Annotated in this window: 18 protein-coding genes, 5 tRNA genes and 1 rRNA gene; 2 read left to right on the top strand and 22 right to left on the bottom strand. The window is 27.1% G+C overall.

The window, feature by feature from the left end; genetic code table 4:
- From T390_RS0100880 to T390_RS0100845, 8 genes are all read right to left on the bottom strand, one after another.
- Nucleotides 1-288 (bottom strand): 16S ribosomal RNA (locus tag T390_RS0100880); the annotation flags it as partial.
- A 280-nt stretch (nt 289-568) separates the two neighbouring features.
- Nucleotides 569-1,705: a tRNA uracil 4-sulfurtransferase ThiI gene (gene thiI / locus T390_RS0100875; RefSeq protein ID WP_027334661.1), complete on the bottom strand. Its 1,137-nt coding sequence runs from the start codon at nt 1,703-1,705 to the stop codon at nt 569-571.
- The gene (locus T390_RS0100870; protein ID WP_027334660.1) at nt 1,695-3,326 is read right to left on the bottom strand and encodes a hypothetical protein; all 1,632 of its coding nucleotides are present in this window, start codon (nt 3,324-3,326) and stop codon (nt 1,695-1,697) included. Before T390_RS0100870 ends, thiI begins: the two co-directional genes overlap by 11 nt.
- A 62-nt stretch (nt 3,327-3,388) precedes the next feature.
- The gene (gene rpmF, locus T390_RS0100865; protein WP_027334659.1) at nt 3,389-3,589 is read right to left on the bottom strand and encodes a 50S ribosomal protein L32; all 201 of its coding nucleotides are present in this window, start codon (nt 3,587-3,589) and stop codon (nt 3,389-3,391) included.
- Nucleotides 3,590-3,682: 93 nt separating this feature from the next.
- Nucleotides 3,683-5,920, bottom strand: coding sequence for an OppA family ABC transporter substrate-binding lipoprotein (locus T390_RS0100860; RefSeq protein WP_027334658.1), 2,238 nt, complete (start codon nt 5,918-5,920; stop codon nt 3,683-3,685).
- Nucleotides 5,921-5,933: 13 nt separating this feature from the next.
- Nucleotides 5,934-7,034, bottom strand: a complete 1,101-nt coding sequence (locus T390_RS0100855; protein WP_051590832.1) for an ABC transporter permease subunit — start codon at nt 7,032-7,034, stop codon at nt 5,934-5,936.
- A complete protein-coding gene (locus T390_RS0100850) occupies nt 7,027-7,980 on the bottom strand; it encodes an ABC transporter permease subunit (RefSeq protein WP_027334656.1) in 954 nt (317 codons plus the stop codon). Before T390_RS0100850 ends, T390_RS0100855 begins: the two co-directional genes overlap by 8 nt.
- A gap of 17 nt (nt 7,981-7,997) precedes the next feature.
- Nucleotides 7,998-8,270, bottom strand: coding sequence for an HPr family phosphocarrier protein (locus T390_RS0100845; RefSeq protein WP_027334655.1), 273 nt, complete (start codon nt 8,268-8,270; stop codon nt 7,998-8,000).
- Between the two features lie 185 nt (nt 8,271-8,455).
- On the opposite strand from T390_RS0100845, the gene argS reads away from it, so the two are divergent.
- Nucleotides 8,456-10,075, top strand: coding sequence for an arginine--tRNA ligase (argS, locus tag T390_RS0100840; protein WP_027334654.1), 1,620 nt, complete (start codon nt 8,456-8,458; stop codon nt 10,073-10,075).
- A gap of 89 nt (nt 10,076-10,164) precedes the next feature.
- On the opposite strand, the gene rpsO is transcribed toward argS, so the two are convergent.
- From rpsO to ruvA, 6 genes are all read right to left on the bottom strand, one after another.
- The gene (gene rpsO / locus T390_RS0100835) at nt 10,165-10,431 is read right to left on the bottom strand and encodes a 30S ribosomal protein S15 (protein ID WP_027334653.1); all 267 of its coding nucleotides are present in this window, start codon (nt 10,429-10,431) and stop codon (nt 10,165-10,167) included.
- A gap of 101 nt (nt 10,432-10,532) precedes the next feature.
- Nucleotides 10,533-11,396 (bottom strand): FAD synthase, encoded by an 864-nt coding sequence (locus tag T390_RS0100830; RefSeq protein WP_027334652.1) that lies wholly within the window; start codon nt 11,394-11,396, stop codon nt 10,533-10,535.
- Nucleotides 11,397-11,425: 29 nt separating this feature from the next.
- The gene (locus tag T390_RS04210) at nt 11,426-13,120 is read right to left on the bottom strand and encodes a YcsE-related riboflavin metabolism phosphatase (RefSeq protein ID WP_235732214.1); all 1,695 of its coding nucleotides are present in this window, start codon (nt 13,118-13,120) and stop codon (nt 11,426-11,428) included.
- 62 nt (nt 13,121-13,182) lie between these two features.
- On the bottom strand, nt 13,183-15,525 hold the full coding sequence (gene secDF, locus T390_RS0100815) for a protein translocase subunit SecDF (RefSeq protein WP_036435930.1): 2,343 nt from the start codon (nt 15,523-15,525) through the stop codon (nt 13,183-13,185).
- Between the two features lie 39 nt (nt 15,526-15,564).
- On the bottom strand, nt 15,565-16,530 hold the full coding sequence (gene ruvB, locus T390_RS0100810) for a Holliday junction branch migration DNA helicase RuvB (RefSeq protein WP_027334650.1): 966 nt from the start codon (nt 16,528-16,530) through the stop codon (nt 15,565-15,567).
- Nucleotides 16,511-17,107 carry a Holliday junction branch migration protein RuvA gene (gene ruvA, locus T390_RS0100805; protein WP_027334649.1) on the bottom strand — a complete coding sequence of 199 codons (597 nt, stop codon included), beginning with the start codon at nt 17,105-17,107 and terminating at the stop codon, nt 16,511-16,513. Before ruvA ends, ruvB begins: the two co-directional genes overlap by 20 nt.
- Nucleotides 17,108-17,239: 132 nt before the next feature.
- Between ruvA and T390_RS03680 the strand changes: the two genes are divergently transcribed.
- Nucleotides 17,240-17,482: a hypothetical protein gene (locus tag T390_RS03680; RefSeq protein ID WP_036435928.1), complete on the top strand. Its 243-nt coding sequence runs from the start codon at nt 17,240-17,242 to the stop codon at nt 17,480-17,482.
- Between the two features lie 58 nt (nt 17,483-17,540).
- On the opposite strand, the gene T390_RS0100795 is transcribed toward T390_RS03680, so the two are convergent.
- The 8 genes from T390_RS0100795 to metG all read right to left on the bottom strand — a co-directional run bounded on the left by T390_RS0100795 (nt 17,541) and on the right by metG (nt 21,465).
- Nucleotides 17,541-17,623, bottom strand: a tRNA-Leu gene (locus T390_RS0100795).
- A gap of 28 nt (nt 17,624-17,651) precedes the next feature.
- Nucleotides 17,652-17,727: transfer RNA gene (locus T390_RS0100790), tRNA-Thr, on the bottom strand.
- A gap of 1 nt (nt 17,728) precedes the next feature.
- Nucleotides 17,729-17,804: transfer RNA gene (locus tag T390_RS0100785), tRNA-Val, on the bottom strand.
- Between the two features lie 8 nt (nt 17,805-17,812).
- Nucleotides 17,813-17,888, bottom strand: a tRNA-Glu gene (locus T390_RS0100780).
- Nucleotides 17,889-17,894: 6 nt separating this feature from the next.
- Nucleotides 17,895-17,969 (bottom strand) — tRNA-Asn (locus tag T390_RS0100775).
- Nucleotides 17,970-18,182: 213 nt separating this feature from the next.
- Entirely contained in the window at nt 18,183-19,544 is a 1,362-nt protein-coding gene (locus T390_RS0100770) for a M17 family metallopeptidase (protein WP_027334647.1), read from the bottom strand.
- Nucleotides 19,545-19,618: 74 nt separating this feature from the next.
- A complete protein-coding gene (locus T390_RS0100765) occupies nt 19,619-19,903 on the bottom strand; it encodes a putative quinol monooxygenase (RefSeq protein ID WP_027334646.1) in 285 nt (94 codons plus the stop codon).
- 8 nt (nt 19,904-19,911) lie between these two features.
- Complete coding sequence (gene metG / locus T390_RS0100760) at nt 19,912-21,465, bottom strand: methionine--tRNA ligase (RefSeq protein ID WP_027334645.1); 1,554 nt, start codon at nt 21,463-21,465, stop codon at nt 19,912-19,914.
- Between the last annotated feature and the right edge of the window lies 1 nt (nt 21,466).

Genomic DNA, 21,466 nt, shown 5'->3' with positions numbered 1-21,466 from the left:
AACCCCGCTAAACATCATCGCCTTGGTGGGCCGTTACCTCACCAACTAGCTAATGTTGCGCACCCCGATCTCTCAGCGAAGCAAACGCTTCTTTTATATTATGATCATGCGATCTTAATAAGTATTTGGTATTATCGAACGTTTCCGTTCGCTATCCCAATCTGAGAGGTACGTTGAGTACGTGTTACTCACCCATTCGCCGCTATGCTATTGCTAGCATCGCTCGACATGCATGTATTAGGCACACAGCCAGCGTTCATCCTGAGCCAGGATCAAACTCTCGAAAAAATTGACTGTCATGTTTATATATCTAGTTTTCAAAGAACAATTTTCTGCTAAAAATATAGCTTAACAATTATATAACTATTTTAAAATAATAACAAATAAATTTATACTTTTTTTAATAGTTTAATCGTTAGGTTATCTTGCTTTTGGGATAACGTTAATTATTATAATATATAAACGAAGCTACAAAAATAAAAATTTGATTTTTCATCAAGTTTTTTTAAATGGTTATTTCTACAACTTAAACAATAATAATATAAATAAAAAAGCTCACTTTAGGAGCTTAATCTAGTTTAACTTCTGTGATTTGATTTTCTAGTATATCTTTCTCAAATGAATTTATCTTATTTAATTCATTTTCAAGTTTTTCGGCTGTTTCTAAATTAGGTTTAGTAACTGGTTGCTTAGGAGCAAATAATTCACACGTTTCGTTGGCTTGAATGATTGAAATATCATACGTACCTATTTTTTTAGCTATCTCAATAGTTTCTAATTTGTCATTAGTTAAAAGTGGTCTTAACACCAATAAATCGGTTGCATCATTAATAGTATATAAGCTTTCAAGTGTTTGACTGGCTACTTGACCAAGGTTTTCACCATTTGATAATGCAATAATATTTTTTCTTTTAGCAAACTCGCTGGCAATTCTATAAAAACTGCGACGCATTAAATTGATTCTGTAGGATTCGTTTGATGAAAAGGAAATGTAGTTCATTAATTTAGAATAATCAGCAATATACATTCTAGTGCCACATTGATATTTATTTAATATAGTAACGATTTGTTTCATTTTTTCAATTGTTCTTTCATCAGTTTGTGGCGGTGAAACAAAAGATAAAAATGATACATTTAATCCACGCTTCATTAATTGATAGGCGGCAACTGGACTATCTATACCTCCTGACATTAAATGTAAAACTTTTCCACTAATGCCTACAGGCAATCCGCCTAAAGCCGGAATTATATTATTAAATATATATGTTTCTTTTTGTCTAACTTCTACATGTACGATTAATTCAGGATTATGAACATCTACTTTAAGATTTGGATTATTAACCAATAAATAACCGCCTGTTGTTTGATTAATTTCTGCACTTGTCAAAGAAAAGTTTTTATTATTTCTACGAGCTGACACTTTAAATGTTTTTGTATCAGAATTAATTAACTTTTGTGCCGTTAAATTAATTTCATTTATATCATTTCTACAGATTAGAATGGGACTATAGCTTATGATTCCAAAAACATATTTTAAGTTTTCCATGTTTTCAGCTGAATAAGTCAAAAACATTCTGTCAAATTCTACTTTTGGTGCCTCACCTGTAATTTTTTTAACATTACGAGCTAATACATTAATAAAATTCTCGCGATTTTTACCTTTTAAAGTTAATTCACCATAACGGATTAAAATCTTATCGTACATATTTTTTATTACCTTTCATTATGAAGTTTGAGATCGTTCTGTATGCATCTTTATATTTATAAGATTTTGCAGCATTTTCGGCCATATCAAGAATTTCAATAAAGTCTAAATTGCCTTCTGTTAGATGTTTAGATGCTTTGCTTTTTAATTTTTCATACATTGTTTTATACACATATTGGCTTTGAATTAATTTATATAAATAAATAAGTTGTTTATTTCATTCTTTTCAAGTTTCGTTTGTAAAATCAATTGTTTTTTCAGTTTTATAAAGATTTGAAACAACAATTTTTAAATTAACAAAATCTGTAATAATTTTTTGATTTTCTGAAGAATCATCTAATAAAAATCTATTTTTCAAAATCGCAAAATATAAATATTCAGACATTCGATAATAGAAGTTGTCATAAATCATTTTTTGAACTAGATCATTAAACTCATTTATTATGCAGTTAGTTTCGTTCATAATATTGTTATACGATTCTATAAAGCTTTGTATTTCAAAGAAGCCAACAGATTTTTTACTTTGAATTTTTTTATTTAAGTCTTTAAAAATATCGTTAAAGTTAATTAACCAAAGTTTTAATTCCTTAATTTTATGACTATTAAAAGCAATCGTTTTATTAGTTAATATATTATTAGAAACTTGAATTAATCTTCTGTATTTATCGGCATAATCTTTTAAAAAATCAATTCAATTATTTTGAATAAATTTGTTGAGTTCATTTTTAACTTCATAGTCTCTTTTTATAAGCGAATACGAGTGATACATTTTCCTTAATGTTTCAAGGCTTTTTTGATATGGTATTTCTAAAAATTCATTTTGAACATTTTTTATTTGTTCTATTAATTTATTTAATTTTTCATCATTAGGTAAAAAAACGGAAAAAGTAGATAATTTTGCAGGAAATTGATTAAAAATCGCAAACTCAAGATTAGCCATATGATCCATTTTTTTAACAAAGGCATTAACTCTTTTTTCATTTTCAACAGCTTCTCTAGATACAGTTTCAATTTGTTCTTGAGTTTTCTTGTATTCAAAATTGGCTGTTTTACTGATTAATTCGCTTAAATCATTTAATAAATTATTATAAGAATGAGCAAATTTTGATTTATGGTTTTCTAAATATTCTTTTGTTTCATTTAAGATTTTAAGTGATGATGTTGATATCGAATCAATAATATTTCAATGTTTATTTAAATTGTCCGAAATTCCATTGAATTTATCTTTGTAATCTGAATATTTTTTGAAAACTGTTTTATAAATTTTAAACTGTTTAGAAGCTTGCTTAATTTGGCGTTTGTTAACAAATTGAGAAATAGTATCTTGATAAATTTTTAAAGTTGAATAATGCTCTTCAAGTAATTTATTTAAGCGTTCTAGCTCGTTTAAGTCTTTAATATAGTCTTTTTTGTGGACTGCAACCGATTTAAAACGAGCAATCGTAGCTAATCTATTAGTTGAGAATTTTTTAGCTTCATCAATACTTTTTGAAGTAAATTTTTTAAAATAAGCTAACCTATAATTTCGATAAAGATAATATGACAAAACAATAACAGCAATGACTGCTAATATAATTACAAATGATAAAATAGATACTCCAATTATTTGCTTATTGCTCATATTATTCATAATAAAAATTATATATAAAATAAAAAGAAAAATGTAGTTACCTACATTTTAAATTATTCGGCACGTAAGTCTAAGCTTCTGTAGCCTTCAACTTTTTTACCATTATAAAATCCACAATGTTCACATACACGGTGTTGTTGAATTAAGTTAGAACAGTTTTTGCATGCAACAAGGTTTTGAACTGTTAAAGCATCATGTGTACGTCTTTTATGTTTACGTTGTTTAGATGTTTTACGTTTTGGAACTATAGCCATAACCCCTCCTTATTTTATAATAACGCGTTTATATAATTGATAATTATTATAATGCAAAAGATTTAAAATGGAATTTATTTTTATTAGTAATTTTTAATAGACAGAAATATCTTGATAATATGTAAATCCTTGATCGTTGAGTGGTTTAGTATAAAAATATTGAACAAGTACCTTTTCAAATTCATTAACAAATAAATAAGAATATTCATTTTGTCTGATTAATAATAAATCATCAACAGATCTTAAAACATTAAATTGTTCAGATTTGCTTAATTGACTATTAAAGCTATTAATAAACGATTTTTGAAAATCTAATTTAGATAGATTAGAACTTTTTAGTAATTCGTCAAAAATATAGTGACCTTCTCACTTGTATAAATCCATTTTTGCTAATCAGTCTGTTTTAAAAGTATTTTGGATAATTTCACTTAAGTCTTTAATAAATTGATAGTAAACAGGTTTCATATTCCCATCTTCATTATTAAATTGCTTCATAAATAAAAAGATATTAATTAATAATGAATTATTAGAATCGATCAAATTATAAATATGATTAGCCACTGAATTATCAGCTAAATTAAAGGATGAATATTGATATATATAACTCTTATTATTTTTATCAACATATTCATATTTAACATTTAATCTATAATCAATTCCGTTTATTAATTTAACTAACCTAGAGTAATAATTATCTGTTTTATAGTTCTTTTCGGAAAAAACTGGAATTGTTCATTCTACTATTTGATCGTTCACATCAGCATTATTTGACATAAAATCATTAAGAATTTTTCTTATAATGTTTGCATAATCATTATATTTTGGAGACATAAACTGAATATTTAAATCAATAATTTTGTCACCTTCATAAGCATAAGGAATTAAACCTGTATTACCGGTATAAAAATTATCAAATGTTAAATAATCTCGTATAGGTGCCCCAGTATAGAGATCGTAATAATCAACATGCAAATTATTAAAGTCTTCAACCAACGAAAACATTTTATCAGCTTCGTTAAATGGAATATCAAAATATGCTGACTGAGAAATATATGAATTTCAATATTTGTTGTGTCCTAAAATTTTATTACCTATATATTGATTTTGAATATTATTTATTAAGTTAAGGAATGTATATGAATTTTTGTTGTAAAACCCATGTTCATAGCCTTTTAAATCTTTTTTATTTTTTGAAAAAACTAACTTTGAAAAGTTATTATTAAATTTGTAATCAACATCATTTTCAAAAATCATGTTATAGAAATACTTATTTGAGTTTTCAAAACTTGAACTTGAATATTCAAAATTTAAGCCATAAACTTTTGAATATTCATCAATTTCTTTTTGTTGAGTTTCATTAAATAAATTATAAGGAACTTCAGAAATTAAATTTTGCTTGTAAGAATTAAATGATTGCAATCTATAAGTTGGCTCATCAATTGGAACAGGATTGAATTTTAGCTTAACTGACTTTAAGTTTGTTAAGCTTTGATTAAAATTCTCATCTCAAGAATGAATATTTTTTAAATATTTAGCTTGGTTTGTGTCAAATTCGTTTAATACATATTTAGATGCAAATTTCATATTATAAATATCTGGATTTTTGTTATAAAGTGGCGTAAATAAGTTGTTTGAACAAATTTCATTGGTTAAAAATAAATATAAATTCTTTGAATTTGAAACTGCCGATTCAAATTCAATAGGTTTATTTTGGTCCAATTCTTTAATATCATACTTCTCTAATAAATATTTTAAATCTTCATAATTATTTTTGTAAGTGTAGGAATTCCAATAATCATCATTTTTAATTATTTGATTAGTTAGTTTAGCGTTTCTATCAACATAATAAATTTCATCTTTTAATTCAAAACTAATTTTTTTGGCACTTTTTAAATTCTCAAAAAACTTATGATTATTAATATTGTTTTCATTATCGCTATAAACTTGAACAATGCCATCCTTGCTTGTAGAATTATAAAATTCAATTAAGTCATTATCATATTTAAAATTTTCACCAGATCAAGTTGTTATTGAAACTGATTTTGCAAGTCCTAATGACAAAAATTTACTTGTAGCTTTTGAAAAATTTTTGTTTATTTTATCAAATTTGGCATTATTTACATATTTTCATCTAACCAGTGGAGCAGATAATAATGATTGATGATCATTTGAGATAATTTCACTCTTATTAATAACTGGTGAACTTATATAAGAAGGCTTGTTAAAGGATTTTATATATTCACTTTTATCTCTCGATTCTCTAATGTTACATGCAGAAGACACAAATACAGTCGCCGGGATTATTAGAAATGGCAAAATTTTTTTGAACATAAAACTCCTTCTATTATTGGACAATATAAGCTTGATAAAGTGAAATACTTAAAATTTTTGATAAAACAACGAACAAGGAAACGAATACAACAACGAAAATTAAGTATTCAATATTTGATAAATCATTGATTAAATCTAGAAAAACACTACCTAAGTTAAGTGCACCGTTAACACCTTTTACATCAAAGAAGGCTAATGATGATAATGCTAGTATATTTAGCGAAATATTTTCAGAAATTAACGATAAGCATACCCACACATTTTCAACAAGGATTATGTTAAAAATAATTCATAAATCACTCATACCAGAAGTCTTATATGATATTATAAATTCCTTATCTTTAAGCATTGAAGCATTTGAATATGAAGTATAGAAAAAACTGACTGAACCAAAAATGCTAAATATCCAAATAGCGTTTAAAACTGTGTAATTAGTAAAATTGAATAGTATAATGCATACAATTAAAAACGGTAATACATTAAGTATATTAAAAAGATAAAATGATAATTTTGAAAATGATTTTTTTGAATAATAACCAATAACAGAACCAACAACAGTTCCAATTAATGTCTGAAATATCGCTGTTATAATAGTTATTAATATTGTGTAGCCAAATGAAGCAATGAAAAAGCTAAATCTGTCAATTTTATTATAGTTTGTCCCAAAAATGAGTACATATTTTTGGCCACTTAAAAATTCAATTAATTTATATGGATTATATTTAAGAATGAACGAATCACCAACTTGCTGGACGGATTGAACAATGTCAAACGAAGGATTGATTTTATTTTGTTCAAGTATAAATTTTAATTCAGGACTATCAGGATCAAAAGTTTGGCTTATATACGCATTATTGTAATTAGGTAAATTGATTGCTAGTTCAGAATCTAAAACAGCTTGATCAGATGGATATTTATAAAAAATAGCTGAGAAAATTATAAATAATATAAAGGCAATAAAAAGAATTAATAAGAATCAATTACTTATTTTGCTAAAAAAACGAGTTCAAAACAAACTCCAACTACTTCTGTGTATTGAATATTTTTTCGGTTCTATTAATTCCTTAGAAAATATAAATTTTGTTTTTATATTAGAAGGGTTAAACTTAATCATCAGAGCCCTCCTTCTCTAATTTTTTAATAATAATTCTATTTTGATGATGCTTTTGTAAAAAATTAAATGAAATTTTCAAATTAATTAAATCCGAAACAAATTCAAAAATAATTGTTAATCCAATCAATAATAATAATTTATAAAATATTAAACACATTAGTACATTGATTTCACCGTCTTTGAATGATGATAAAAGAATTAAACTTTGACCAGGGATTTGAAAAATTCTTTCAATAATTAACCCAAAGCTAATAAGAAGTAAAATCATGGGGATAATTTGGTTAATGGTATCGCCTATTAAATTTTTGAAAACACCTTTAAAAAAGATATTTTGGGAATTTTGACCTGTTGCTCTTAAAACGGTAATATATTCCTGTTTTAAAATGTTATATGTTGCTTTTTTAACAACTATAGAAACAAATGAAATTGAAGAAATTGATAATAATGCAGCCGGAAGTATTAATGAAAGTAGTAAATAACCAACAGTTGCACTACTTGGATCAACAAAATTTACTGGTAAATCTATAGCTTCAGCTAAAATAAGCATTAATGGCGCGAAAATAAATGTAGGTATAGCTGCAAATATAAAAATAAGTGAACTAATTAATATATCTGACCATTTGCCTTGTTTGTAAGCTAAGAAAATGCCTATAAAATAGCCTAATATGATAGAAATTACAAAAGCAATCCCTTCAAATAAAAGACTTCATTTATAATAATTAAAGAAATAGGATTGTGCATTTTGGAAGCTAGAACTTCCATATACTTTTCCAAAATTAGAAAAAATAGAACCAATAAATTCAGAATATTGATTCATTAGTGATTTACTTTTTAAAAATTCATTATTTATAAAAGCAAAAATTACAACATATAACAATGATGTAATTAATATAATACTTAAAATTGCAATTGATATTTTTTTACATAAATATTTTAAAAAGTTCATTAATAACTTTCTACAAACTAGTCAATAATATTGTTAGCTACAAGTGATTTGTGAACACCTTCACAAGCTTCAGCTTCATCTTCACCAACAAATTTAATTGTCACATGATCACCTTTTTTAATTCCAAGTGTAAGAATGTTCATGATTGATTTTAAATTTCCGATTCTTCCTGTTTTATTGTGAGTTAGCAAAATATCACTCTTGTATTTAGAAGCTTCATTTGCTACAAAACTTGCTGGACGAGCATGTAATCCGATAGGGTCTGAGATAATAATATTTAATTCTTTCATCATTACTCCTTATTATTTTTTCAATATTAATCAATAATTGTAATTATTATACCAATATTATAATAATAGTCTTTAAAATCTGCTTATAGTGTGATAAATAAAAAAATAATATTTTTATAAAAGTTTAATGTCTCTTGATACATTAATATGAAATTATTAATTTCATGTTGTATAATTTAATAACTATGAATAAATTGGAATTAAAAGAAAAATTACTTAAAACTTTACAAACAATTGGAAAAGAATTAGGTTTAGAAAAGGAGATTTTGTTAATTGAACCTAAAGGACATGCTGATTTAACAACAAATATGGCCATGGGTAATAAAGGATTAAATCCTCACGATCTAGCAGAACAAATAGTTTCAAAAATCAATAAAGAAGAATTTGGCTTAGAATCTGTTGAAATTGCAGGTCCTGGATTTATTAATTTCAACATCGCAAACGATTCTTTTGTTAAAGCGGTTAATGAAATTATTAAAAAAGGAAAAGATTACGGAAAAGGAAACAATAAAGGTAATTTAAACATTGAGTTTGTTTCAGCAAACCCAACCGGATACTTACACGTTGGACACGCAAGAAATGCTGCTATTGGTAGTACAGTTGCGAACATTGTAGAATTTTCAGGTATTAATGTTACACGTGAATACTACATCAACGATGCTGGTAATCAAATTAATATGCTTGCTGAAAGTGTTTTTGCTAGATATCAACAAATTTTTGATGAATCATACCCAATGCCAGAAGAAGCTTATAGAGGTGAAGATATTATTTGATGTGCTTCAGAATTTTATAAGAAATACAACGACAAATATAAAGGATCTAAATTAGATGGTGAAGTTTTAGAAATCTTTATGAATGAATCTGTTGAATTGTTCTTACAAGAAGTTAAAAAAGACTGTAAGGATTTTGGTGTTTGATTTGACATCTTCTTCAGTGAAAAATCACTTTACAACGATAACCGTAAAAGAATAAACGAAGCTATTTCAGAACTTGGAAATACATATGTTAAAGATGGTGCTACTTGATTAAAAACTACTATCCATGGAGATGACAAAGACCGTGTTCTTATTAAAAGCGATGGAACATTAACATACTTCGCTCCAGATATTGCATACCACAGAATTAAATTCGCAAGAACTGGTAAAGATGCAGTAATTATGAATGTCTGAGGTGCTGACCACTCTGGATACATTAAAAGAATGAAATGTGCAATGGAAGATCTAGGTTTAGATGCAGATAAATTAGTTGTTTTATGTATGCAATTAGTAAGATTAATTAAAAATGGCGAAGAATTCAAGATGTCTAAAAGACGTGGCACAAGTTTTTTCTTAAGAGACTTTGTTGAATTAGTTGGTAAGGATTCAGCTAGATTTATTCTTCTTGACAGAACATACAACTCAAAATTAGACTTTGATATTGATATTGCAACAAGTAAAACTAACGACAACCCAGTAATTTTAGTTCAATATGCAAACGCTAGAGCATTCTCATTATTATCAAAATCAACCTTCGATATGAATAATGTGAAAGCTACAAAATTTACAAGCGAAGCCGATACTAAATTAATTTCAACTTTATTAGAATTCCCTGAAATTATTGAAAAATCAGCAGAAAAATACTTAACACACTTATTAACACAATACTTAATTAGATTAGCCAAAGAATTTAACTCATGATATTCAAATAGTCCTAAATTAATCGGAAACGAAAATGAAGAAAGTATGCTTGCTTTAGTTAAAGCTGTTAATATTACATTAGAAAACGGTATGAGGCTTCTTGAAGTTTCAACACCTCACGAAATGTAGATATAATAATATTTATATAGGCTTTGCCTATATATTTTTTTGTCAAAAAATGCAATAAAAAAGTGCCTTTAGGCACATAAAAACATAAATTATTTTCTAATGTTTAAGTCAGAAATAACTTTGTTGTATAGTTCAAAGTTTTCTGATTTTAAGTGTTGCAATAATAATCTACGTTTTGTAATTTTAGCCAAGAAACCTCTACGTGAGTGGTTATCTTTAGGATTATTTTGGAAGTGAGGTTTTAAGTCTTCAATTTCAGCTGTTAAAATAGCAATTTGAACAACAATATTACCTGTATCTTTTTTATCTTTGCCAAATTGTGAAACAAGTTGAGCTTTTTGTTCTTTTGTAATCATTTTATGTCTCCATATTTAATATGTTTAAACCTAGCATTAAAATTAATTAAAACCAAGTGTTAAAATGCATTGTTTCAAATGCTTCTTTATAATATCATAATTTATTTAGAAATGAATTCTTTTTTAGCATTATCTATATCTTTTTCGTTGATATCCATTTCTCTATAGTCATTGATAAATCTAAGAGCTTTTAGAACCTTGATTCTGCAATTAATTTTTTCATTTTTCTTTAGTTTAAAGTCTAAAAAGAAAATATCATATTCGCCATCAATATTACTACGTAAAATTCCATAGAAACTATATCCATTAATTTCAGCATAAACAGCATATAGTCCTGCCCTAACAATAATCAAATTATCATCTACTTCAAGAGAACAAATTAAATTCTCACTAGCTTTAACCACAGCATTAAAGCTATATGTATAGCAATTTAATGAATTAACTAAATCTAAATCCCCTAGCTCAAGACATTCTTTCAAAAATCTTGTTGATATTTTGACATTATCATTCAATTTTAAAAATGGAACAACAAATAAGGAACCTTCAAGTACTTGATTATTTAATGATTGTGTATTACCTTTTGCTTTATTTCCATATTTAAAATCTTCACCAACAACTATTTTATAGTTATTTTGGTTAAATACTAACTTTGTAATAAAATCTTCAGGTTCTAATTTGGAAACTGCAGAATATTCTAAATAAATTGCATTATTAAAACCTAAATTCGCAAACTCTTGTAAACGATTTTGAAAATCTGAAAAAATAAATCTGTCTCCATATTTATATAAATTCTCAATATCTTTAAAAAATACTAAAACAATGTCACCACCATTTTCAGCCTGAATTTCTTTTGCTTTTTTAAATAATTCATAGTGACCTAAATGGAAAGATTCAAAAGCACCCAATATAAATATTGGGTTGTTAAATCCTTTTATTTTTTCAAATTTATAAACATCTAAGCTCATAATATCCTTTGACTATTAAATTATAACCGTTAAATTAATTCTAAGTCTTTTAACTTATTATAAACACCCTCATATTCACAGTCTAAGGCAACATCTTTTGCAACACCTTTAACTCAGTCATTTGCTCTAGTCATTGCGACACCATAAGCAGCATCACGTAACATTTCATAATCATTAGAACTATCACCAAAAGCGATTAAATTTTTATCCATTTGAAACCCTAAATATTCGCACAATCAATGTAATGTCCCTGATTTAGTTACACCTCTTGGAGTAATAAAAATACCTTTGCTTCATTTTGCTGTAATATCTATATTTAAGTTATTTTCATCAATTATTTTCTTGGCTAATTCAGCACATCTCGTTGTTTTTTCATCGCCATTTGCACCAATTGTAATTATATGTAAATGGTTTTTGTCCATTTTTTCAAAATCCATTTCAATTAGCTTACTATCGTGAGGTTTTAAAAATCATGTATCTGTGCTCATGTTTGGAGACTTAAATCCATAATTTTGATCCATAACAAGCACACTATCACAGTCATCAAAATTAATTAGTGCATCATACAAAATTTTAAAATCTTCAAATTTAATAGTTCTTTCATAAATGATTTCTTTAGTGCAATTATCTAAAACAAATGAACCATTTGCACCAATAAAGTAATTTAATGCTTTAGGTTTTTTTAATAAATTTCCAATGGTTACAAATTCTCTAGCAGTTGCAATGGTTGTTTGGATGCCGTTTTCGTGCAATTTATCAAACATATTAACAACGGTATCACTAAATTCTTGATTACCGTGAGGTAAAATAGTACCATCAATATCAAACGCAGCTAATTTTATATTTTTCTTTAATTCTTGTTTAGTCATATCTATCTCCAAATTATTTAGTTTATTTAATTTATCGCCAAAAAGTTTTAAAACTTTGAGATGATTATTAGCAACTTCTGAAATACCGATAATGTCTGTTTTATAGCCAATTAAGTATTTCCCAGGTTGTATATTGATTTTAATAGGGGTACCATTTTTGATGTATTTAAATTGATGAATATTAATTTCAATTGTTTCAAGATCAATAACATTTGAGACTGGAACATTAATAAAATCCTTTCCATTTAAGTCATCAATAGATAAATTCCCTATTTTATTTCTATTTAACGCCGTCATATAAGCATATGTTCCAAAGTATAAACCCAAATCATTAACAAGACTTCGAATATAAGTGCCTTTAGATACACAAAGCTCAAGTAAAACAGTTTGTCGCTCAATGTTATAAGACAAAACCTTTGAACTCAAAACATTTATACTTTGTGGTTTTAACTCAATTTTAATACCTTTTCTTGCTAAGTCATAACTTTTATTTCCGTTTATCTTTTTCGCACTATAAATAGGTGGCTTCTGAGTTTTTTGTGCAAGCATTCAACTATTTATTTTTTTTATATGATTTGTATCAATTTTAATATTTGATGTATTAATTACATTACCTTCAGAGTCATATGTATCAGTTTGTGAGCCGAACTGAATTTCAACCTGGTAAGTTTTATTTTCATTTTGAATATAAGGGATTAACTTAGTATAAGAATCAGATGCAATAAGGAGCAAGCCAGAAGCTAATGGATCTAAAGTCCCTGTATGTCCAACTTTTTTAATTCCTAATTCTTTTGCGAACTTTTTAATTGCCCCAAAAGAAGATATACCTTTCTTTTTATTCAGTAAATAAAACATAGTCCTCCCTAATATTGTCGGACTATAATTATAGAATAAAAATCGTCATATGACGATTTTTATTATGGTGTAAATGAATTAATGCCTGCAAACACTTGTTCTTCACGCACATTAGGAATTGTTCAATAATGATTATCAATTCTTTTTTGAATGCCTGATTGTCTTTTTTCCTCTAATTTTGACCATAATGCTAATGAAATAAATAAAGAAGAATAAACAACAAGAATTGATGATATCAACGCCATAAATGTTAGCGAAAAGTCGCTTGATTTATAGAATGATAATAATAAAACAAAGACTAAAATGTTTGTAAATAATAGCATTGAATAATTTTTGAACTCACTAACATAAGTTGAGTTTGAAATATTTCTAATTTGATCTTTTGTAAATGCTTTTTCAATTTCGTGTGATTGCATTTTTTTCTTTAATGAACCGAACAACATATATGTTTGAATGATCATAAAGATAGAAACTAATTCAAACGTAATTAATGTATTCGAATCAAAAGGAATTCTACCTATTACGATTATTGAAAATACTAAACCAATATTTATAATAGTTGCAACTAAAATAGAAACAGCATTTGTTCATTTGAATCTGATTAATGTGTAAATAAATAGAACAACAGCAAATATTGATAAAGAAATTAATATTTGTGTAATATCAATTCTAATGTTAAGATTTGATACATCATTAAATACGCCATTGCGTGAGAATCCAGCCCAAACATCCTTATTTATACCGGCAAACGAGCTAAATGTAATTAATCCAGCAGTAAATAAAACAATCGGAATAAACATTAAAATTTTTGATAGATGAACAAAGTTAAAACTTGATAATTTTGCAAGTTGAACATCGCGACCAATGAATTTAGTTTTTACGCCAAATCAGTTAAGTCTTTCATCAAATGTGCCTGTTTTTATAACTAATAATATTCATAAACTGTTCAAGAATAACATTATTAAAATACTAAACAACGATGAAAATGTAAATACAATTGAAAAGTTTTTAATTTCTTGTGTACCAGTAAAGAAGAAAATTATTGAGCTCACTAAAACCATTACATTGATATCAAACATATTAATAAACGATTTGGAAAAAGCAGAACGCAGTGATTTTTTTACATTTTCACCTTTATAAAGCTCAGATTTAAATTTGTTTAGAATTGTAATTGAAGATGTAAGACCTAAGAATAAACTTCCAAATATTGCAGTAAATGATGCTGGTGAATATTCGCCTCTTAGAGCAGTAAACATCAATAATGTTAAGAAGATAAATAATGACATTGCAATTGTATTTAATGCGCCAAGTAAACCATAATTTACCATTAACACAATAGCAATTAGTGAAAGAATAACAGCACCAGCAATTCAAACTAATTTAAAGCTTAAAATTGGTTCGGTGATGTTAGCTAACTTATCGTTTTTAACAACACTTAGAGCAAGTTTGTCATTAGAACCAAAATTTATATTTGAGCTAAGGGCATCAGCTTTAGATTTTGTCAAAGGTTTAGCGTCTGCAGATCCTTGAATATAAAATTTGTTATCGTTAGAAGGTGTTTTAACACTAGAAATAGTAATTAGATATTTGCTTGCATCAAATTGATATTTTTTGATTGTGTTTAATTTTCTTGTTTCAGGGTTAAATGGAACATTTGAAACAAATGAATAGTTAGCTGCGTTTTCTTTAGCTTCTATTCAGTTTTCTTTATCATATGTTTTTGCGAAATTAACTAATTCATCTAAGTTAATTCACATAAACATAATTTGATCGTGTTCAGCAATATATTTTGTCGCCTTTGCTCATTCAATAGAAGCAATATTATTTGCTAATTCACCTTGTAAATAGTATGATCCGTTAAATCCTTGACGTGTAATAGCCGAATTAGTTTTTAAAGGTACGGCATATCTGTCTATATTGTCATAATCTATTTTGCTATTTTCTATAAATAAACCATCTGTAAAAATTGGTCTCATTTCAACATCAGTAAATACCAAAGTTGGTTTCTTAGTAATTGAATGTTCAAAATTTTGAATTTCGTCAGGATTTAATTTACCGCTTCTAGAAATTTCAATAATTCCATCCCCTTTTGCTCTAAAAGATGTCGAGAAATCATTAAAACTTGAGAAACGATATTCTAACGAGTTTGCAATATTTTGTAATTCACTACCTGATACTAATTTTTCATCAGAATCTTTTGAAATATATTTAGCTTCAACTTGATATCTAGTACCACCACCATACTCAATAGATTCTCTTGTTTGTTTTCTAATTAAAAATACAGATCCAATTATTATTGCAACAATAGCGCCAATCACAGTTATTGCTAATAATAGTCATCTTTTTCAGTTAGTGATTTGAAATATTTTTTTGAAGAAATTTTTGATTTTTGTATTTATAGACATATTTAAATATTATATATTAATATTTTAAATATCGCTATGTTAATAACTTTTATATATTGGGCTGTTTTTTAATAAATAATTTATTCCAGCAGTCGTAATTTTTCTGCCTCTTGGGGATTTAACAATTAAATGTAAATATAAAAGATATGGCTCTATTTCATAAATGATGTTTTCCTTACTTACATTTAAAATTCCTGAAATTGAATCGAGTGAAGCATATTTTTCATTAAAAGTACTGTTCAATAATTCTAGATAATCAATGTGCTCTCTAGTTAGTCCAAAATCATATAAATCAAGGTGCTTTAGTGTTTCTTTTACAGTATTAATTGTTATTTTTTCTTCAATGTTATTTATTGAAAAATCGCAAACTCTTTTCAATAAATGATTAGCAATTCTTGGAGTTGCTCTTGAATAACCGGCAATCATTTTAAGAATATCATTGCCTACGTTTAAACGCATTTTTTCTTTGTTAATTTCCAATATTTTAACTATTTCATATTCTTCGTATGGATTAAGTTTCGCATGAAAACCAAACCTATCTTTAAATGGTTGGCTTAATAAATTTAATTTCGTAGTTGCACCTATTAAAGTAAATGGTTTTAAATTCATTCTTAGAACTTTAGAATTTCCTTCTGGGCCTATAATTAAGTCAATTTTGTAATCTTCCATAGCATTATAAATAATTTCTTCAACATTCTTATTTATTCCATGAATTTCATCAATAAAAACGATATCATTCTCATTAATATTTGCAAAAATACTTAAAATATCCGACTTCTTTTCAATTAATGAACCTTGTAGGTAATGTATTCTACTTTTCGTTTCATTTGCAATAATTGAGGCCAAAGAAGTCTTCCCGGTACCAGGTGGCCCATAAAACAATAAATGATCTAAAGGTTCTTTTCTATATTGAGCACCTTGAATCATAGTTCTTAGTGTAATTTTTAACTTTTCTTGCCCAATAAACTCATCAAATGTTTTAGGTCTAAGCTGTAGCTGATTCATAATTGGAGTTAGACATAAATTTTATGGCGTCTTCAATCATTTTTTCGACATCATTTGTAATAGTAATATTAGTTAATGCATAATCTATTTGTTTAGCTTTAAAACCTAACATTTTGAGAGTTTCTCTTGTTTCAGAGAGTTTATTTGTAGTATTAATGGTCTCTGCTGTATTCTTTGGATTTATCATTTTTGCTCATTTGTCTTGAAGTTCTGAGACAATTAATTTAGCAGTTCTTGGGTTCATATACGGAACCTCAATTAAACTTTCAATTTGTCCTAATGCAATTAAGGCTGAAATTTTCTCAAAACCCTGATTCACAATGTTATACGCCATTTTTGGACCTATTCCATTGAGCATTATTAAATCAATAAATAATAACCTTTCCTTAAAATCTTTAAATGCGTATGTCGAATGATGATATTCTGTTTTTATTTCATAAAGATATAACTTTAATTTTTGTTTGACTTCTACACGATTACTATCAGGCATTATTAGAGAATATCCGACTCCTTGACTTTCAAAAATTAAGTTTGATCCATTTTTATAGACGATTTCGCCAATTCTATATAAAATCATTTTATTACCTCCATTGTTATAATTCGCTATGAATAAACTTTGAAAAATAAAGTAAAAAAAATAGTAAAAATAAGCATTATTACAATATTTTTACACATTATATTTTTGAATTATTTTTGCAAATTAAAAGTTATGAATTGAAACTTAGAAAAGATAGAAAAAATAATTAAAAAATATAATTGCTATATAGAATCTATTGACTGTGAATACGGCGTTATTTATATAAATTTTTCAAAAGACAATATTCATTTAGGAAAAGTTATTGTTGATTATGATAAACCAATTAGCGTCCAATGTTCAGAAAATAATTCTGGTGATCTAATATTGAATTTAATAAATGACTTACACAATCACAGTTATGAAAAAAGAATATAAAAATAAAAAATACCGCTCGGTATTTTTTCTGTTTAAGGAATTATCAAAATGATTTTATTGGTGCGCAAGGAGGGACTTGAACCCTCATGCCTAAGCACTAGAGCCTAAATCTAGCGTGTCTGCCAATTTCACCACTCGCGCAATCAAAAAATAAAAATGTCATAAGACATGGTGCCGTCTATAGGACTCGAACCTACGACCTACTGATTACAAGTCAGTTGCTCTACCAACTGAGCTAAGACGGCATGGTGGAGAGTAAGGGGTTCGAACCCATGACCTCCGCCTTGTAAGGGCGATGCTCTCCCAGCTGAGCTAACTCTCCATAAAAAATGGTAGTCTGTACGGGAATCGAACCCGTGCGTGCATGGATGAAAACCATGTGTGTTAACCGCTTCACCAACAGACCACATAATGGCGCCGATTGCAAGGATTGAACTTGCGACCAACTGGTTAACAGCCAGCTGCTCTACCGCTGAGCTAAATCGGCACTACATTTAATTTCTAAATGCTTAAATATTATATATACAAAATTACAAAAAGAAAAAAATTTTTTTATTTTTTTATTCAATTTTTCTTTAAGGATTTTGCCATTAGATATTGTTAATTATTATATATAAAATATAAACATCCTATTAAATAAATAATAGTGTTGTAATCATTTAATAATGATATAAAAAACATAGCATAAGCTATGTAAAAATTATTTTAAGCTAATAAACTCAACTAACGTATCGATCAACACACCTTGAGGCTTGCCTTTTAGATCGGCCGTTCCAGCAACATCACAATGTATATAAGGTACTTCTTCAGTAAATTGTTTTAAGAACATCGCAGCTGTATTACAATCTGATTTTTCAGAATTATTATAGTTTTGTAAATCTGCCATTATTGATTCGGTATTAGGTTCATGGAAATCGTCGTGAAGTGGCATTCTTCAAACTTTTTCATGTGCTTTTTGAGCTGCTTTATTAAAAATATCTCAATTTTGATCGTTCGTTGATCATATACCTGAGTAAGTACTTCCTAACGCTCTAAGAACAGCACCAGTTAAGGTTGCGACATCAACTAAAGTTGTAGCATTTAAAACTTTTGCTCCATATGTTAAGCCGTCAGCCATAACTAAACGACCTTCGGCATCAGTATCAGTAATTTCAACACTGATGCCAGACATTGATTTATAGACATTTTCAGGCAAAGCAGCATCCCCATCTAACCTGTTATCTGTAATACACATAACAACAGCAACATTTTTCTTAAGTTTTAACTCAGCGACGCTTTTAAGTGCATATGCTGCAATCACGCTACCTGACATATCATATTTCATACCTTCCATATGATAACCTTTTGTGTTTACACCACCTGTATCAAATGTAATCCCTTTACCAATAATAACTGTTTTCTTTCCATTTCATGGATCACCTTTATATTCAATAACCACAACTCTAGGTTCATGAGTAGATCCTCTATTTACAGCCAAAATTAAGTTCATTCCAAATTTCTTAATATCTTTCTTTTTAAGAATTTTAACAGAGACGTTTTCAACCGTTTTAAAGTCGTTTTTGATAAATTCAGCTAGTTGCTCAGAATTACAATAATTTTCTGGCATTACTTGCAAATTGCGACATTTATTTCTGTTCAAAGCAATAATTTCATATTTTTTAGCAAGTTCTAACAATGAATCATCAGGCATTAAAAATGAATAAATATTTTTTTTAGGTACTTCTTTTTTAATGTTAAATAATTCTGCACTTTCAAAAATAACTCTACTGTAAAATGCCTTAAGAACATCTTCAATTTTAAGTTTATCATCGACAAATGTGCTAAGATCAATTTGATAATCTCTACCTTTAGTAAGTATTTTTGTATCAATAATAGAAACTAAATCATCATAGTCTTCAAATTTTTCATCTAAATAAATATATGCTAACTTTTTATCTAATAATTCTGTAATTTGACCATTTTTCTTAGCTAAAATTTCGTAATCTTCGTTTACATTTAAACCTTTAAATTGGGCTTTTAATAAAATTTTTTCATCTCTTTTTGTTGAATATAAATTTGACATAGTACTCCTTTAAATTAATTATATTTTATTAATAAATTAACGTTAAATACAAAATATCGCCACTGCGATATTAATTAACAGGTTGTGCTTAAACGTTCAACCCTAACAACATAATCAACATAATTTTCTAAATCGTGCAAAATTTGTTTACCTTCTGTACTTTTTAAAAAGTTATTATATGACTCTTGTGTACTTCATCTTTCAACAAAAATCAATGTGTTTTCATTTTTTCAACAAACATCAAAAGATAAATTCAACTCTTGTTTTTTAACAACATCTAATCATGATTTTAACATTGCATTAAATCTATCTTTCATTTCGCTTTTCATAATTATTTCTTTATAAACTATATAAATCATAAATTCTCCTATTTTTTAATTCTGTTATATAAGACAAATTTATCTTTGACGATATGATTATCAAATTTAGTAAAGTCTGTAATTTTTTCAATTTCAAACGTTTCAATATTTAAAGCTTGCGCAACTGAAGCTATCTTTTCTGGCATTGCGATCTGTAAAGCTCATGAAATAGCGTAAATACCATTAAGTAATCTTGATAAAATGGCTGATAAGTCTTCAAGTTTATCGGTAAGTTTTCAAGGCGTGGTTTCATCAATATATTTATTCAATGAAGATGAAAAACTAATTGCATAATTTAAGGCTTGATCAATTTTAAAGTCATCCATTAAAGCAGTAAATTTAGTTGAGAACTCTAAGATTTCATTATCTATAACATTATGAATTTTTTCGCTTCTAAGGTTATAAATAAGACCATTCGGAAAACTATTATTAATCATTTTTAATGTTCTAGAAACCAAATTACCATAATTATTAATTAAGTCGGCATTAATAACATCAATTAATTGTTCTTCTGAAAAATTGCTATCTTCACCTAAAGATGTATGAGCCATAAAATAATATTTAATCATTTCATTATGATATTTTTCAAGTAGATACTCTGGGGCTATAACGTTATTTAATGATTTGGACATTTTTCTGCCATCTTTATCACGCAATAAGCCGTGTGCAAAAATATGTGTTGGTTGTTTTATACCTAAAGCTTCAGCGAACATTGTTCAATATATAAAGTGAAAACGAGCAATTTCTTTACCAATAATATGAACAATTTCATCTCCGTTTTGTCAATATTTTAAGTAATTTTTCCCAGGATTATCAATATCATAATCTAAAGCAGAAACATAGTTAAATAAGGCATCTAATCAAACATATAAAACATGTTTAGGATCTTCATTTGTTGGAATACCTCAAGTAATATTAGTCCTTGTAACAGATAAATCTTCTAAACCTTCACTAACAAAGTTTTGAATCATTTCTTTAGTCATTTTTGTCGGCATTAATCATTCAGGATTGTCTTGGACTCTATCCATTCATCAATTTTGCATCTCCGAAATTCTAAAGAAATAGCTTTCTTCAGACATAATAACTAATTTATGACCGCTGCTGGGATGATAATACTCTCCATCTTCTTTTTTAACTGCTTGGTTTTTAGTTAAAAATTCTTCATCTTCAACCGAATAAAGACCTTCATACTTATCTTTATAAATAAAACCGTGTTCTAAGAACCAAGAAAATACTTTTTGAACTGTTTTAATGTGTTTTTCGTCGGTTGTTCTGCTGAAAAAATCATAATCAATATTTCATTTTTGTCACATTTGTTTGTATGTTTCAACTAACTCATTTACAAAAGTTAAAGGATCTTTATTAACTTTTGTAGCTTTTTGTTCAATTTTTTGGCCGTGTTCATCACTACCAGTTAAAAACTTGGTATCATAACCCATTATTTTTTTGTAATTTCTAATAGTTCATGCAACAGTTGTGCAATAAAGATGTCCAATATGTAATGGACCAGAGGCATAATAAATAGGAGTTGTTATGTAAAATGTTTTTGATTTCTTTGTCATT

Origin of the sequence: Mycoplasmopsis felifaucium ATCC 43428 (assembly GCF_000687775.1) — a bacterium.
Classification (GTDB): Bacteria; Bacillota_I; Bacilli_A; order Mycoplasmatales; family Metamycoplasmataceae; genus Mycoplasmopsis; species Mycoplasmopsis felifaucium.
The sequence above is the reverse complement of the archived record's forward strand: the minus strand, read 5'-3'. Positions and strand labels throughout refer to the sequence as shown.